This is a genomic window from Gracilimonas sp. B-17 (assembly GCF_056857935.1).
Genome location: NZ_JBSXOA010000011.1, coordinates 809,328 through 825,084, shown reverse-complemented (window position 1 = coordinate 825,084; position 15,757 = coordinate 809,328). Strand labels below are relative to the sequence as shown.

The window sequence follows — 15,757 nt, the reverse complement described above, 5'->3', positions numbered from 1 at the left end:
AGTCATTATAGCTTAAATTAGGAATAATCCTGCCGAGCGATAACTTAAGAGACCATAATTCAGACATGCATAAATCACGTTATTTACCGTATTGGAAGTCGGAGACTTCCCGAATATTCAATTTTCAGTCTCCGCTTGGCTAAAGACTGAAAATATCCATTGTTGTATTAATAGGGGTTTCAAAGTAGAATATTTACCAAAAATCCGAACGCTTCAAGGACCTACGGACGCTTGAAGGTTCTGCATTGGATATTAAATATTGAATGTCAATGTTCAACCGGCTTCTTGCCAGAGTCGCTCGTTCTTAGTGATCGTGAAGCTCCAGAGAATGCCGCCCATGGCCATAATTCCTCCATAGACCAGGATCAATGGCTTTACACCCATGATATCAAATTCAAGGATCAGGGAAGCGATGGTCGTTGAAATAGAACTCCCGATCGTAAACAAAAGCCATTCAGTACTAAAGATCCTGCCCCGAAAGGTATCCCGGGTGCGTTTCTGAAGCAGTACCGTACTGGTCACCCAGTTAGCCCCTGAGGCGGCATGAGCCATCAGCACAAAGATCAGCATCAGTACAAGACTGTTCACTATACCCACGATCATATACATCAGCCCGCAAAAGGTGATCGCAAGCCCCATCACCATTACCCAGTCCTTTTCATCGCTGAACAGTCTCCGCCCGATCACAGGACCAATTCCGGTTCCTATGCCTCTTGCCGCATACAATAAACCCAGGCCGATACTTCCCATCATCAAAACTTCTTCACTCACAATAATGAGCAGGTAAACCAATCCTCCCAGAAAGACCGTCGAGGTTCCTTTGGCCAGTGAAGGTCTCAGAATATGCCGGTTATCAAAGAGGTACCTGAGTCCTTCCCGGATGCCTTTGAAAGGATTTCTGGTACGGTACATCTCCTCCTTTGACAAACGCTTCTGAGGGATCACCGCCCGGAAAACGAACCAGGCAGAAAGTACGTAGGTCAGGGAATCCAGGATCAGCACCATGTCGGTTCCCAGAAGATCGGTAGCAAAACCACCTATGGCCATTCCGGTCGTAAAAATGATACTCCAGGTAGCCGTTGAAATAATGTTGGCGTTGGTCAGGTTTTCCTCTGAGGTCACATTGGGAATAGAGGATGTTTTTGCCGGTTCAAAGACCGCTGATAACATCATTTGTATGGCAGTAAGCACATAGGCGATCCAAAGGGTTTCAGGGGACCTGACCAGTATAATGCCCAAAACCGCCACCCCTCTCAGGAGGTCGCACCAGATCATAAGCTTGCGGCGGTTGAATCGGTCGGCCAGGTATCCGGCAAAGGGTGAGAAGAAAGCCAGACTCAGCATCTTCACCACAATGATGAGTCCAAGCAGGAATTCAGAATCTGAATAGCGGGCTATGATGGCATACAGTGCCAGTAAGCCGAACCAATCCCCGAAATTTGACACCGACTGGGACAACCAAAGGCGACGAAAATCGTGGTTTTCTTTAATTAGGGAATAATACGGACGAAGATTGTCAAACATAAAAAGCAGCCGTCAGCACCGGGCTTTCAGCTATTTGAAAAGATTTTATAATTTATTTGTAGGTCATCCTGCGGATACTTCCGAAGGATCTGCACATATTCGAACACGCTTTGAACTGTGACAAGGCTTCTCCGCCGGCTGGCGGATCAGCATGACCCGTTTCCAGTTCAGAGTTGAATGTTGAGTGTTCAACAATCACTTCACGCCGGTGCTTCCAAACCCGCCATCACCGCGATCCGTTTCATCCAACTCATCTACTTCAACCACAGGAAACTGCGTGACCGGAGCGATCACCATTTGTGCGATACGATCGCCATGACTGATCTCAAATTCCTCTTCCCCATGATTAATGGCGATCACCTTCACCTCTCCCCTGTAATCGGCATCGATGGTACCGGGAGCATTCAGCATGGTGATGCCATTACGTATGGCCAGCCCGCTGCGGGGACGTATCTGTGCCTCATAGCCTTCAGGCAGGGCCATTTGTAAACCGGTGGGGATCAGTTTCCTTTCCCCGGGCTTTAAAATGATGGGTGCTTCCAGGGCCGCACGAATATCCATTCCGGCCGAAGCAATGGTTTCATAACTAGGCAGTGGCAGATCTTTTCCGTGATCCAGTTTTTTGATCAATACTTTATTCATAGGTCTTCGCGCGTGTATTCTATAAGCTTTACTTTAACATTGCCCCAAAGCACTTTTACCCGGGCTTCGAGTGGTATCCTGAGGTCATCATTCATGAACCAGGCTCTGAAATCGCCACTGAAGCCGAATGGTCCTTCAATATTCTCTGTCCGTCCCTGCAGCAGATACGCCTGAACCGGCTCATCAAAAGCTTCATACCTTCGTTCTTCAAGTTCTGTGGAATTCCGGCCAAAGATATAGCCTTTTTTCTTGGTCACATATACCGGCAGGGCAAATCCCTGCTGAGTGCCGGCATGCATCCGGGAGACGTAAAAGATCAGGTGACCGGAGGTGGCAGGATCTTCCAGGTCCAGGGTATCACGGCTGCCGTCTTCCTCTTTGTAGTAGACCTTGTCCAGGTCGCGGTCGAACCAATACTGAATTTCGTTCATCTCATTTTCGTCGATGTTATCCTTCCAGTACTTGTTTTCCACCGGCCAGCCATCCTCATTCACATGAAAGATACTATGCAATCGGTCCAGCTCTTTACCTACAAAAGGGATCTTTGAATTGGATTCGATCTCCGTCAGGATATGCTTGCGCTCCTGATCCTGATACAGGGTATCACTCAGCAGTTCCACATTTACCCAACCGAGTTTCAGGAAACCGTATTTCACCTCGTAGCGAAAGGTTTCCTTCACTGAAAAGAAAACCTCCATGTCGGGGGGTGTTTCCTTATCAGACGGGTAAAGATCCTGAGCCGCAAGCGAACCACCAACACCCGCAAAGACTAACAGGACAGTTAACAGGATGACTTTTTTAAATGCTTTCATTTTTCTTCCTCAGGTTCCGCCACAAAGGTCTCGAAGGAATCCTCATCATACCCCACCAGAACGGCTTCGTCTTTTATAAGCACCGGCCGCTTGATCATCACCTGATGTTCCAGCAACTGCTCAAACAGTTCCTCATCAGACAGGTCCTTTTTGGCCAGCCCGAGGTCTCTCCATTTGCGCCCTCTTTTATTAACCAACACATCCAGACCTACTTTGAACTCCAGTTCTTTCAGTTCTTCTTTGGTGAGGGGAGCTTTCTTAATATCGATGAATTCGTATTCAACATCGTGCGCATCCATCCATTTTTTAGTGTCACGGATCTTGTTGCAGTTGTTAATTCCCACTATGTGAAGCATGATATTATTAAGTAAAAGATTTTTGTATTTTTGATGCTTAAAGATACGGTTTGTTCTCGCAAATTCGAACGTATTGAACCCTAAGTTCGTGCCTTTTTATGAAGAAGTTTTTTTCGATCCCTGTATTTCTCTGTATTCTGCTGCTCACAGCCTCCTGTACCCGTAATAACGCCCAGCGCGATTTTGAGCAGGATGCCTATACCGAACCTGCCGGTTATACGGAAACCAATGCCCAGGCTGAGATCATTTCCCTGGATGAGGACGACTGGAGAACCTCTCCGCTGTTTCAGGGATTGATCAATATTGTACCTGCCATACCGAACCCTGTGGCCACCAACCAATCTGTGCAGATCGATGTGGAACTGACCGGTGTAAATTCAGTGAATGGGCTCGAAGTCCTGGTTCGGTATCCGGACAACAGCTTCGGTACCCTTTATCAGAATTTTGAAACCCTGAATCCCGGAATCACTCCCGTCTTTATCAATCCTCTTGAACTGGGAATCGATGGTTCCCCCGAGGCTTCACGCGGACTCAAACGCATCTTCATATTTGACGGAAACAGCCAGATGATCTCCTACGGCGACATCATGGTGGAATAAACGAGGGGAATAATAAATATCGAACAAGGAATATCCAATATTGAAGGTACTACATAGACATTTCGTTATTCATTATTCCTTGTTCAATATTCGATATTAAAAACATATCTTTTTTTAGCATTAACACATGAACCACCTCGTTTCCGCTTCCGATGATCAGGAAAAACTGCCCCGCAAAATAGGCCTATGGGGTTTGTGGATGCTGGTGGTGAATGGTTTTGTTGGAGCCGGGATCTTTGGCTTGCCAAGCGGAGCCTATGATCTGGCCGGGGAATACAGCATATATATTTATGTGGCCTGTGCCCTGCTTATGCTGCCCGTGATCCTGAGTTTTGCTGAACTGGGCAGTTATTTCCGCGGTACCGGCGGCCCCATCAGATATGGCACTGAAGCCTTTGGTCCCTTTATCGGTTTTCAGGCCGGCTGGCTGTTCTATGTGGCCCGACTCATTTCCTTTGCTGCCAACTCCGTACTGCTAACCGACAGTATCGGGTATTTCTTTGATTTTGCCACGGGTGGAACCGGACGCCTCATCACCCTGGCCGTCATCATCGGTGGGCTGACCCTTGTGAATGTGCTGGGAGCCGTGGAGTCGATCCGCTCACTGGCCATCTTTACCGTACTTAAATTTTCCATCCTGCTGTTTCTCGTCTTTGGAGGACTGACCGTTCTTGGCAGCGAATTCGCTCCCACCTTTGAAGGCCCTATTCCACCGGTATCCGATCTTGGAGCTGCGGCCCTGCTGCTGATCTATGCCTTCGTGGGCTTTGAAGGCGCTGTGGTGCCGGCCGGTGAATCAAAGAATCCCGAGCGCGACATGCCCCTGGCCTTGCTTTTAGGACTCGGTTCCGTGGTGATCCTATACATGTTCATACAGCTGGTAGCACAGGCAGCCGTCCCTAACCTGGGTGATACCACTTCCCCGCTGCTCGATGCCTCGGGCGTACTCTTTGGTCCCATTGGTGCCATCATCCTGATGATCGGCGTGGTGGCTTCGGTAACCGGCAACCTGGTAAGCACTATGTTTTCCACGCCCCGGCTTACCTATGCCTTATCCATTGAAGGCTCCCTGCCCGAATGGTTTGGCAGGGTACATCCCAAATTCCTGACGCCCACCAACTCCGTGATCTTCTTTGGCGTGCTGGCCTTTATCTTCGCCGCACTGGGTTCCTTTACCTACCTGGCCGCTATGACGGTACTTTCCCGACTGTTCCTCTTCATTATCAGCTGTGGCGCCATTCCCAAGCTGCGTCCCCGTTTCAAGGACCAAAGCCCATTTATCCTCAAAGGCGGATACCTCATCCCGGTCCTTGGCATCCTCGCCTGTATCTGGCTCATGTTTCAGGTCAGCTTCAGTTCCATCTGGTTGACGGCTCTCTTTATCGCCATCGGCACCGGATTGTATCTCCTCAGCCGAAATAAACCTGCAAAATAACCACACCCACTTCACAGATCGGTCCATCGCTGATCGATCATTCGCAGATCAAAACACCAACTTCATCATTGGATGTTCCGTGTTGGATATTGGATATTCATATCGCTTAACCACTTAAATTGACTTTACTTCCAAAGATGGTATTTTAGGGGATAAGTTTTTCGAGTCTAATCTGAAAGTCTCATCGAGATTACAAATCGCATAATATTATTTTATAGCATTTTTATCATGACTGATATTCCAAGTATTACTATCTCAAGTGTTTCAGATTTTATTAGTCAGCTTGAATCTAGAATTGTTGAAGATAACCGAATTACTCTTTTCCGTGGACAAAACACAGATCGAGCTTTAATACCAAAAATTGCCAGGCATTATTTCGCCAAAAGTAGGAATGTTGATGAAAAACGAATGCTGGACGAATTCAACGTTCACAGTATTCAATATTTAAGCTACTATCCAAATAATGATTTAGAAAAACTTACAATTGCTCAACATCACGGACTTCCCACAAGACTTTTAGATTGGACAGAAAATGCACTTGCAGCATTATTTTTTGCTGTAAATAAAAATCCTAATAAAGATGATTCAGCTGTTGTATGGATTTTAAGTGTTGAAAGAGGAAGCGAGATGATTATAAATGATTCGAAGATCCCAGTATTTGAACAAAATAATCTTAAGCTATTCAAGCCAGCTACTATCATCTCTCGGGTTACATCACAATTGGGTTGGTTTAGTTTACACTCATATCATGGAGATGGTTTTTATCAAAGAGCAGATATTGATTATCAAGATGAAACGAGATTAAATAAAGTTATAATCAAAGACGGTTGTTCAGATTCAATCCTGAAAACACTTGAAAGTTGTGGAATTAACGAGCATTCAATTTTCAGAGATTTAGATTCACTTGGGAAATATATTTTCAACAAATATCGTAAATAACAAATCGTACTATTATAGGCGGTTAAACTCAATCCCAACCCCCGGTTGGAAACGCATGCCAGGGCCACACGGTTCAAATGGCTTAATTTAGTTTATCCAGAAGCGACGGTCGACCAAAATCATCTACAGCGGTAACCCTGTCCACAGTTACCATATTTCTTCATTTTCATTCATAACCTCAATCAAAATAATTTCATGAAATTTCCTTCATATTTAAGTCGAATTATTCTTCTATTTTTTGTTTGTATTTGTTGGAATATTAAGAAATCCTATGCACAGAGTGGTACAGAGACACAGGTCACATTTACAGAGCAGAAAATTGAGGAAGCCCGCCTACAGATCCAGCGAATATTATCTGAATATCCACTCGATCCCTGGATCATTACGCAAGAAGTTCAGATCAAAGCAGGGGTTGATCCACACAGCAGACCGATCCTCACACTCAATACAGATTATCTGGACGATGACCAGACCCAACTTTCCATTTTCGTACATGAACAGGCACATTGGATTCCATGGGCAAAACGAAAGGCCGCGATCGAAAGTTTAAGGGAGTTATATCCTGAGATACCGGGAGTACCCGAGAATAACAATAACCCTGCTGGGGATAGGTTGGCTACCTATAATCACATGGTAGTGGCCTGGGTCGAGTTTGATGCGATGATAGAACTGGTAGGCAAACAGAAAGCAAGTCAAATTATAAAAGACAAAGTACAAGAAAAGGTAAGTGAACCTTATTCAGCGGTTGAAAAAAGCTTTATTTGGTACAATGAGCGCGTACTTAAAGCCCCTCAAAAGATCGGTTCCATTTTAAAAGAACACGACATTATATATACCCCTGAACGAGGCATTGTGATTGAGGGAAATTAATATTGAGTAATAAGATTAGCCAGTTCGCAGGGACGTACCATTCCCTCGGTTTCCACATTCGATCTGCTTAGTTCCCATAGTACAAATTGCAATACCATCTATCCTAATTTGCACGACACAAGTACATAATTTGATCTACACCGTAATATTTAACAGAGTAAGCCTTTACATATGTTTAGTATCAAAAATAATTTGAATAAGCTTCCATGGAAATTACTAAGTATTGAGGCAGCTCTGGTGGTCTTCAGTGTATTGCTGGCTCTTGGACTCAACAGTTGGCGTCAATCTCAGTCGCAAGAGCAATTAGCAGAAAGAGCTTTGCGAGGGATAGTTCAGGAAGTTCAGAGTAACTGCACACGAATTAACAACGTTCAATCATATCATCAGGCCGTTGCAAATGGAGATCGCCAACCCGGAGGTATACAGATCGGGTTACTTCGCAATCAATCATGGGATGCTGCAAAAACGATTGGTGCGGCTCCCCATCTTGATTATGAAATTGTGGCAAATATTGAAAAAATTTATGCCAATCAAAGCGATCATCGTTCAATTTCGAAATCCTATGTTACCGCTTTGTTTACCGTTATACTTCAAGAAAAACAGATGGAACAAGGACAAGCAAAGACTCCGGCAGGTGAGCAGGCTGTAATTCGAGAGCTTCTGCGAATACAAACCAATTTATTGGAGGAGTATCAGCATTTTTCAAAGCTTGTTGAAAAACACTACGATCAAACAATAGAAGTGAACAATTTATGTAAAGGAAAATAACATTTGAAGTCAGGCAATTAATTCTCCTCGTTTCGGAGCTCAGCTCCGGATTATACTAAAGAGACTTTGTCTCCGGTGTTCTCTAATAAAGGAGTAAGCTCAAACTTAGCGACCAACACAATAAATACTACGTGGTCATTTGTTCTCGTTCCGGTGCTCTGCTCTGGAATGCTCAATTGAGGCTCTGCCTCTTATCTAGTCTTGCACAGTTGCACAAAATAGGAAGCAGGAGCTTCAGGGAAAACGTTGCTAAGCCGGGGCTTAGCAACGAGTGCATGTGCCTTGCAATATGCCGGAAGTGGTCATTTCGCGGCGAATGCCCGAAATCTAATAGTTCGAGACAAAATAATACGTTGAAGCAATGGCAACTTTTAGATTCCCGCCTTCGCGGGAATGACCGGCCTTCGGTGGTTCATCAATTCACATAAGCGTTTCTGATCGCAATCACAGACGTCGGAGACTACCGGTGTGGTACGCAAATCAAAGCACACCCATTCATCGTTGAATATACTGTGTTGGATGTTCATCCTTCTAATTGCTTTATAACGCCTTCATAATACATTTGTAAACTCTTTAATTAAAAATTGAGAAGTTTTATTTCAAAGAAGACTTTTTTTCATAGAAGACCCTATATCCTTCTTTCATTCTGAATACCATAAATGAACTAATTAATTAAAAAACTGAAGATCATGAGTGTAGAACACAAAAGACTTGGGAGACACGGTGTACTCGTTAGCAATATTTGCCTGGGAACGATGAATTTTGGCTGGAAAACGAATGAAGAAGACAGTTTCAAGATCATGGATCGGGCACTGGAGTTAGGCATCAATTTCTTTGATACCGCTGATGTGTATGGATGGACGGAACAGCATGGATATACAGAAGAAATAATAGGCCGGTGGATTGCCCAAGGCGGTGGAAGAAGAGATGCTATTGTGCTCTCAACCAAAGTGTATAACCCGGTTGATCGAAAAGAAAATTTACCTGAAGTAAACAGTGACGGACGTAGCCTGAGTGCTTATAAGATCCGGAAACATTGTGAAGGTAGCCTCAAACGGTTACAGACAGATAGAATTGATCTGTACCAGATGCACCATATTGATCATAAATGCCCCTGGGATGAAACATGGCAAAGCTTTGATACATTAATTAAACAGGGTAAAGTTGTATACGTTGGGTCAAGTAATTTTGCGGGATGGGATATTGCAACAGCTTGTCAGGAAGCATCCAAACGCGGAATGTTAGGTTTGGTTAGTGAGCAAAGCATTTACAATCTTGATAATAGAATGCTCGAATTAGAAGTTATTCCCGCATGCAGACATTACGGACTTGGTTTAATTCCATGGAGCCCTTTAGCAGGCGGTTTACTGGGGGGTGCACTCCAAAAACAGAATGAAGGACGACGCGCCGATGAGGAATCTGTGAAAGAGATTGAAAAGAAACGCGATCAGCTTAAAAAATATGAAGCTTTATGTAAAAAAATTGGGCATCCGCCAGCAGAAGTAGCATTAGCCTGGTTGCTTCACAATCCAATTGTGACTGCCCCCATTATTGGCCCAAGAACCGTTGAACAGCTAGAAAGTGCCGTCCGCGCTGCCAGTATTCAACTGGACGATGAAACACTCGAAAAACTGGATGAGATCTTCCCGGGTCCCGGTGGCGAAGCTCCCATGGCATATGCCTGGTAGTTAGGTTTAATCTCCTTGTTCTCGTTTGTCCTAGTTTCGGAGCTCTGCTCCGGAATGCCCCGGCGAGGCTCCGCCTCCGATGTGTTCTTTTATGTGAGGAAGTTAAAGTTTTCAACCAGCAAAATGATGGTTACCCCTCATAGATCGGTCGTTCGGTCCATCGTTCATTCGTAAATCACCTACCCTAGCTCTGTTATTGAAGCCGGAACCTAACTATCAGCACATCAAAATATTGTTGGGTCATTTCACGACGAATGCCCGAGATCAAATAGTTCGATACAAATTAATACGTTGAAGCACTGGCACCTATTAGATTCCCGCCTTCGCGGGAATGACCGGCCTGTGATGTTTGACCTGTATCCATTTATACTTCGGTCCCCGGTCTTCCGTCCTCAGTCCATCGGTCATTCGCAAATCAAAATATGCCCCAAAAATCACTGGATGTTCCGTGTTGGACATTAGTATTCTTAAGCCTTCCTCCTCCTGCAATTTTCAACTAATATCAGTATTCCTACCCAAAGTATTGACTTTATGACTAATCTTTCCATTTTAGGATATCAGACGGGTATTACTTTTGTCTTCCATCTAAGCGAAAAATATTATGGATTTACAAACCCTCACTGTTCCCGGGGCAAAAGTGCATATGAAGTTTGGCAAAGGTTCAAAACTATTAAAAGATTACCGTTTTACTTACTCATACGTCGGATTTTCTATTCCCCGAACGTTCAATACAATGTTCCCGCGTACCGGTTTCTTGATATTCAATATGTTTGTTGGAAAAGACATAACAACCCGGTTCTTGAACTATGAAAGATCTGTGACACAGCCTAATCATTTATACATTTCCGGTTTATTTTCCAGGAGTTCATTAGATGTTAGTCATAAGGGAAACGGAGCCGTATATGCAATGAAAGTTCATCCGGTAATTGGTTACCACCTATTGAAGATCCCTATGTCTGAACTGTTAAACCGGCAGGTACGAATATGCCATATTATTGATCTGAAAGACCGGTTTCTGGAAAAAACTGAAATGAGTCATCAAATTAACTCATTTGATGATCCGTATATAAATGAATTTTTTGAAAAAACTCTTCCCCCAAAAACTGTATACCAAAATGACCCTATATACCACGCAGTAAATAACATCATTCATACAAGAGGTTTGATCACAGTCGACAAACTGGCCAAACTATGTTTCATGAGTCGACGTACATTGAACCGCCAGTTTAAACTAAAAGTAGGTCTTTCACCAAAACGATATGCTAAGATCTGGCAGATCCAATACGCTATGGAACTCATTCAGCGGAACCCCAATGCCCGTTTGGGCGAAATCGCTTTTAAGGCCGGTTATTATGATGTAGCTCATTTGGCACGCGACTTCAGGACCAAAGTTGCACTCCCCCCCTCAGAGTTTATTCAGGATATCAACCCTCTCTGCCAAAACTTTCTTGATGCCCCGAAAATGTTATAAGATTGTCCGATTTGTACAGTAGATTGGTGCAATATTTTAATATGCTGAAAGCTATTACATCACTGAAATAATGCATGGAACCTGAATTTAAAGGCAATTCTGTGAATAAAAAATATTTTCAGTTTTCAGTGATTTCTAAATTTCTAATCTTTCAAACGGGGACTATCATGAATAGTTTTTTCAAAACACCTTTTTTAAGTACACTTCTTACCATTTGTGGATTTGCGCTTCTTCAGGCACAATCAGAAAATGTGGCCACGAAAGAATATTCGAAGGAAAAAGCCGAAGTAATGGAAACAATGGGTGCAATTACTGAAAGCATCAAAATGGGTGACATAGACAAGTTGATCTCATTTCATGCATATGGACCAAATTTTACTGAGTTTAAACAAGGGGCACCTCGCAATGGCGGTGAAGAAAACGAAGCCTTTGAACGGGAAGTTTTCGGAAACGTGACAGAAGTTGTGAAAATGGATGCTAATGACATGAAAGTAGCGGTTTATCACGGAAACGTAGCCGTGGTCACCTTTCATTCTGATTTTCATTTAAAGTTTGAGGAAGACACCTCTATTGTGAATGATCAGATCAGCCTGGTATTTGTAAAAAATGAAAAGGGAGAATGGAAAATCGTTCACGAACATCACTCACCCCTGAAAACCATGTAGATAAGTCCCTTATTTCCTAACTCCGGAGCTTAGCATCAATTTGAGTAAGTAGTCATTTCTTAGCGAATGCCTGCCTATACCGTCAGGCAGGCACGAGATCTTATAGTTCGGTACAAATTAATACGTTGAAGCAATGGCACTCACTAGATTCCCGCCTTCGCGGGAATGACCGGGCTTCGGTAGATAGTCCATTACCAACACCTGAACTTTGGATGTTCCTTGTTGGATGTTGAATATTCTTACTCCGGTCCACGGTCCTCCGTCCCCGGTCGTCGGTCATCAGTCTCACACCAAAGTCCACATCAACCTCCAATGTTGAGATAAGAGACAACTTGAACATTGGATATTCCGTGTTGGATATTCGATATTCCATAGGTTATATCATCCCTCTATCATAATAAGACGCGCTAATTTCACAATAATCTCTCCATGAATACCTGGTTTGTATACATCATCCGTTGCACCGATGGCAGCCTGTATACCGGATGCACCAATCATCTCATAAGGCGATGGCATCAGCACCGTCAGGGAACCGGAGCCCGGTACCTGCGGGCCCATCCACCGGAAAGAATGGTGTATGTTGAAGAAGTCACCGATCAATCCACCGCCTGCAAGAGGGAATACGAGATCAAGCAGTTTTTGAGGCAGGAAAAGGAAGCGCTGATCAAGCAAGAACTTTGAGACTGTATCTTACACACAGAAATGAATCACTTAATCCCTCGTTCCTGTGTTCTGCTCCGGAATGCCCCTTTGAGGCTCTGCCTTCCTATCTGGTCTTGTTCAGCTGGCACATAATAGGAAGCCGGAGCTTCCGGGACTGCGTTACTAAGCAGGAGCTTAGTAACGAGTATGTGTGAGGAAATTCAAACTTTCCTACCAGTAAATTCAATACTATATGGTCATTTCGCGGCGAATGCCCGAAATCTAATAGGTTGATTAAGATTATGCCATTGAAGCACTGGAGGCTATTGGATTCCCGCCTTCGCGGGAATGACCGGTATGGAGTGAATGATCATTACTACCCCTTCAACCTTGGATATTCCTTGTTGGATATTGGATATTGAAATTCCCTACTCCGGTCCCCGGTCCACCGCCTTCGGTCCTCCATCAGCGCCAGCTCGGAATTGTTCAAAAAGATCCGGAATAACCGTCAGCGGATAGCTTGAATTCGAATTGATAAGCACACAGATCCCAAGTCCCTCATCAGGAGCAAAAGCGATCTCACTGCGGTATCCGTTTACGTATCCCCCATGGTACACGACCTTCTGACCGTTATTATCCAGCGTCCTCCACCCCATTCCATAATGTGATCTATTCACCCCGTTCCAATGCCTGCTGAACCGTCGGTTATTGATGGTAGCCAAAGGTTCATAGATCGTGCTTAGGGTTTCTTTGGAGATCACTTCCGGATAATGTCCGGTTAACAGCAGCAGCCATTTTCCCATATCGGAAGCAGACGCATTGATCCCACCTGATGAAACCGCATTATAGTACTTTCGGGAAATAGGGATGGGAACGCGTCCATGCGACCTGGAATGATACACGTGAGGAGATGCTTTGTTAGCGGCGTTTCTAATACTTTCAAAACTGGCCGAGGCATGATCCATATCTAAGGGCTTGAAGAGCTTTTCATGAAGCAGGGCATTGAAGCCGGTATCAGCCTGCACTTCCAGCACTTTTTCGATCACCGAATAAGCCGCATTCTGATAGGCAATTTGCTCTCCTTCCCTTGCGATCAGTGGGACCTGTTCCAGCCGGGGAATGATGCGATCCAATGACAGTCCGTCTTCGACTAGATTCGTATAGGCATGTCTGGGTAATCCTGAAGTGTGCGATAATAAATGCTTCACTTTAATCCGTTCCGATTGTTCCGGATCGTTAAGCTGAAAATTATTCAGGTAACGGGATACCGGCTCATCCCAGCTTACAACTCCTTGCTCCACAAAAACGCCTGTCAGCACCGAGGCAAAACCTTTAGAGACACTTCCAAGCCTGAATACCGTATGTTCATTTACTTCTTCAGGCTTGCCATTCTCTTTCACTCCAAAACCCTTTTGAAAGACCACACGGCCATCTTTAACGATCACAACTGCTCCTCCGGGAATGCGTTTTTGGTTCAATCCCTCTTCAAAATCACGTTCAAAGTCATCCAGGTAATTAGCCAGGGAATCATCCATTACCCATGTGCTGTCTTTGTCAGCTTTTGGAGCTTCCTTTGGCTCAGATTTGAGATCGGTACAGGCCAGATACGTACCGGAAACTAATAGAAGTAAGAAACATGCGGAAAGAATTCGGGTCACAGGATCACATTATGCAGCATCAGGCTGCCATTCATGTTATGGTTATGTATAAGATAAGTGCTTGCCAAGCATACTAAAAAACTGACTTCAATGAAATATAGTATTGGGAATTGGACTTTTTTATTCCTCATTCGCACTGAATTTGAAGCTGGAGTTTCAGGGATGGCGTTGTTACGGCAGGGCTGGCAGGCTTTGCGCTGAGAGCATTAAATAGTATGTGGTCATTTCTCGGCGATAGCCCTCCTTTGCCGGAAGACAGACCCGAAATCTAATGAGTTGATACTGATTATGACTACTGAAGCACCGGCACTCATTAGATTCCCGCTTTCGTGGGAATGACCGGGTCGGGCTTTTGGATATGATCTTTTTTCGGAGATTGATATTAAGTACAAATTTAGCTTGATCAGTATTGAATGACCGATTCACCGAACGACCGATTTTCGATGGACGATTTGTATTCAGACAGAACTTAGCCTTCATGCTCGTCATGTAACTCGAGCTTCGCAATGATTCGTACAAGTCGCAAAGCATATTGTAACCCGGGTAACATTCACGCGTAAAGCATCTTCAAATTTCAGTAAATTGTGTTTCTATTTAATTAAAGAACATGACCAAAAAACAAAAAAAGTCTATAGCCAGAGCCGCCCTGCTTATTGGGACCATCATCTCCCTGTATTTTGTGCCATGGGCTCTGCTTAAAGCATGGATACCCCCCTTATCTGACACCGTGCAGGAAGAAGTTGATAATGCGATCGGTCATGGGTTTGATGGGATCATCGTGTATGTTGATCAAGGCGGGAAGGAACCCACTTTTTACACTGCAGGCTGGAAAAACAGAGCGGAACGGATACCGGCCGATCCTCATGCCTTATTCAAGATCGCCAGTATTGGAAAACTATATGATGCGGTCTCGATCACAAAATTGGTAGCAAACGGACGTTTGTCACTGGATAAGACTCTGGCCGAGTACTTTCCTGAACTGGAAGGAAGAATTGAGTACGCTGATCAGATCACACTGAAAATGATGGTGCAGCATCGAAGTGGGATCCCAAATTTAACGGATACCCCCAATTTCTGGATCGATCCCCAAAAAAGCAGTGAAGAAGCTCTTGAACGGGTGCTGGATCTACCGGCCAGCTTTGAACCGGGATCAAGCTATGAGTATTCAAATACCAACTACCTGTTGATCAACCTCCTTGTGGAGAAGATATCCGGAATGGAGCACTCCCAATTCATTAGAAAAGAGATCCTGACCCCTTTAGGCCTCAAAAACACCTTCAGCTCCATTCATGAGATTGACATGGACGACCTGATGAGTGGCTATTATGTGGGTGTCGAAGAGGACATCAAAACAACGGATTATGCATCCATGGTGGCGACTGCAGAAGATGTGGGCAATTTCTTGCGGGCTCTGAACGATGGGTCTTTGTTAAATGAAGAGGAACAGGAGATCTATGCTTCAATTTACAAATTTGACCACACCGGTTTGATCCCCGGTTATCAAAGTATTGCCAAATACCATCGCGACATTGACACGGTGGTCATTCAATTTGTTAATACAACGAATTTTGACGGTTACACCTGGAGTTTATCAGAGATCGTCTATGAACGTATTGTTAATGTGCTTCGCAATACTTCGTAACACATAGGGACTTTTACCGTAGGTATGATCCAAATTATCAATTAAA

At 44.3% G+C, this 15,757-nt stretch carries 16 protein-coding genes; 10 read left to right on the top strand and 6 right to left on the bottom strand.

Annotated elements, in window-relative coordinates; genetic code table 11:
* Positions 1–273: 273 nt before the first annotated feature.
* From AC13FX_RS08615 to AC13FX_RS08600, 4 genes are all read right to left on the bottom strand, one after another.
* Positions 274–1,524 (bottom strand): MFS transporter, encoded by a 1,251-nt coding sequence (locus AC13FX_RS08615; RefSeq protein ID WP_482880143.1) that lies wholly within the window; start codon positions 1,522–1,524, stop codon positions 274–276.
* Positions 1,525–1,719: 195 nt separating this feature from the next.
* Complete coding sequence (gene dut / locus AC13FX_RS08610; protein WP_482880142.1) at positions 1,720–2,166, bottom strand: dUTP diphosphatase; 447 nt, start codon at positions 2,164–2,166, stop codon at positions 1,720–1,722.
* A complete protein-coding gene (locus AC13FX_RS08605; protein WP_482880141.1) occupies positions 2,163–2,978 on the bottom strand; it encodes a DUF3108 domain-containing protein in 816 nt (271 codons plus the stop codon). The genes dut and AC13FX_RS08605 overlap by 4 nt, the downstream gene beginning before the upstream one ends.
* Positions 2,975–3,334, bottom strand: a complete 360-nt coding sequence (locus tag AC13FX_RS08600) for an arsenate reductase family protein (RefSeq protein ID WP_482880140.1) — start codon at positions 3,332–3,334, stop codon at positions 2,975–2,977. Before AC13FX_RS08600 ends, AC13FX_RS08605 begins: the two co-directional genes overlap by 4 nt.
* 98 nt (positions 3,335–3,432) lie before the next feature.
* On the opposite strand from AC13FX_RS08600, the gene AC13FX_RS08595 reads away from it, so the two are divergent.
* From AC13FX_RS08595 to AC13FX_RS08560, 8 genes are all read left to right on the top strand, one after another.
* A complete protein-coding gene (locus tag AC13FX_RS08595) occupies positions 3,433–3,933 on the top strand; it encodes a hypothetical protein (protein ID WP_482880139.1) in 501 nt (166 codons plus the stop codon).
* A 127-nt stretch (positions 3,934–4,060) separates the two neighbouring features.
* Positions 4,061–5,368, top strand: a complete 1,308-nt coding sequence (locus AC13FX_RS08590) for an APC family permease (protein ID WP_482880138.1) — start codon at positions 4,061–4,063, stop codon at positions 5,366–5,368.
* Positions 5,369–5,596: 228 nt separating this feature from the next.
* Positions 5,597–6,307 carry an FRG domain-containing protein gene (locus AC13FX_RS08585; protein WP_482880137.1) on the top strand — a complete coding sequence of 237 codons (711 nt, stop codon included), beginning with the start codon at positions 5,597–5,599 and terminating at the stop codon, positions 6,305–6,307.
* Between the two features lie 195 nt (positions 6,308–6,502).
* Entirely contained in the window at positions 6,503–7,177 is a 675-nt protein-coding gene (locus AC13FX_RS08580) for a hypothetical protein (protein ID WP_482880136.1), read from the top strand.
* 171 nt (positions 7,178–7,348) lie between these two features.
* On the top strand, positions 7,349–7,945 hold the full coding sequence (locus AC13FX_RS08575; protein ID WP_482880135.1) for a hypothetical protein: 597 nt from the start codon (positions 7,349–7,351) through the stop codon (positions 7,943–7,945).
* Between the two features lie 689 nt (positions 7,946–8,634).
* Entirely contained in the window at positions 8,635–9,633 is a 999-nt protein-coding gene (locus AC13FX_RS08570; RefSeq protein WP_482880134.1) for an aldo/keto reductase, read from the top strand.
* Positions 9,634–10,234: 601 nt separating this feature from the next.
* The gene (locus tag AC13FX_RS08565) at positions 10,235–11,104 is read left to right on the top strand and encodes a helix-turn-helix domain-containing protein (RefSeq protein ID WP_482880133.1); all 870 of its coding nucleotides are present in this window, start codon (positions 10,235–10,237) and stop codon (positions 11,102–11,104) included.
* 167 nt (positions 11,105–11,271) lie between these two features.
* Complete coding sequence (locus tag AC13FX_RS08560; protein WP_482880132.1) at positions 11,272–11,769, top strand: YybH family protein; 498 nt, start codon at positions 11,272–11,274, stop codon at positions 11,767–11,769.
* 100 nt (positions 11,770–11,869) lie between these two features.
* Here AC13FX_RS08560 and AC13FX_RS08555 read toward each other — a convergent pair whose 3' ends face one another.
* Positions 11,870–12,142 (bottom strand): hypothetical protein, encoded by a 273-nt coding sequence (locus AC13FX_RS08555; RefSeq protein WP_482880131.1) that lies wholly within the window; start codon positions 12,140–12,142, stop codon positions 11,870–11,872.
* Positions 12,143–12,198: 56 nt separating this feature from the next.
* Here AC13FX_RS08555 and AC13FX_RS08550 point away from each other — a divergent pair, with 56 nt between their 5' ends.
* Entirely contained in the window at positions 12,199–12,450 is a 252-nt protein-coding gene (locus AC13FX_RS08550; RefSeq protein ID WP_482880130.1) for a GIY-YIG nuclease family protein, read from the top strand.
* 389 nt (positions 12,451–12,839) lie between these two features.
* Here the strand turns inward: AC13FX_RS08550 and AC13FX_RS08545 are convergent, their stop codons facing one another.
* Entirely contained in the window at positions 12,840–14,069 is a 1,230-nt protein-coding gene (locus tag AC13FX_RS08545) for a serine hydrolase domain-containing protein (protein WP_482880129.1), read from the bottom strand.
* 607 nt (positions 14,070–14,676) lie between these two features.
* Between AC13FX_RS08545 and AC13FX_RS08540 the strand changes: the two genes are divergently transcribed.
* Complete coding sequence (locus AC13FX_RS08540; protein WP_482880128.1) at positions 14,677–15,711, top strand: serine hydrolase domain-containing protein; 1,035 nt, start codon at positions 14,677–14,679, stop codon at positions 15,709–15,711.
* The last annotated feature ends 46 nt before the right edge of the window (positions 15,712–15,757 follow it).